This is a genomic window from Candidatus Pelagibacter communis (assembly GCF_001179845.1).
In the GTDB taxonomy this organism is placed as follows: Bacteria; Pseudomonadota; Alphaproteobacteria; order Pelagibacterales; family Pelagibacteraceae; genus Pelagibacter; species Pelagibacter ubique_Q.
Genome location: NZ_CVSB01000024.1, coordinates 1 through 807, shown reverse-complemented (window position 1 = coordinate 807; position 807 = coordinate 1). Strand labels below are relative to the sequence as shown.

Sequence of the window (807 nt, the reverse complement as noted above, 5' to 3'; positions counted from 1 at the left end):
GGAATTATTGGATACATATTTGTACTGTAAGAACCATAAATTAATGGAGTATCTGCCATCAATGTAATTGTTTTAATTCCCAATGCTGATGACAAATGTGAGAAACTTGTATCATTACAGATTGCAACATTACAATTTTTAATAACAGGTAATATTTCTCTTAAATTAAGATTGTCTAGGGCAACACATTTTTCTTTAAATTTTGTATCATATAACTCAGTTAAAATTTTTTGTTCATCTTCATTTTTACCTGTTGCCAAAAAAAATCTACATTTTTTTAAAGATTCTAATCTTTCCATTACGTTTAGAAAAGTTTTTGATGGTATTCTTTTTGTTGGACCTGAACCACCTATGCCCAACAAAATATTGAGTTCATCATTATTAATTTTAAAGTTTACTGCTGATTCTTGAACAATTTTATTTTCAATTTGAATTTCTGGATTGTCAAAAGTTTCGATATCTAAATATTTTTTCATTATAGCTTTAGCTGGTTCTGTAATGTGTTGATTTTGTTTTTCAAATAATGGGTATTGAAATATTTCTTTAATTCCTGCCAATCTAGAAATTAAGTTATATCTCAAAGAAGAATTGAATATAAAAACTTTATCGAAATTATATTTTTTTATATCGCTTACTAATTTGAAAAATCCTTTGAAACCATCATGTTTTTGATTTATTTTATTATCTCTTTCTAAGTGAATTATTTCATCTATATAATTTGTTTGATTTAAAAACTCGTTAGCTTTTGAATTTTCTTTAACCAATAAACTAACAGGTGCTCCAAATTTTTTTGAAATAGCTTTAATA

General features: G+C 24.9%; 1 protein-coding gene. It reads right to left on the bottom strand.

The features are described 5' to 3' along the window. Positions 1–807 (bottom strand): glycosyltransferase family 9 protein (locus tag AMN81_RS01360; protein ID WP_072090350.1); only part of this gene is annotated, 807 nt, incomplete at both ends.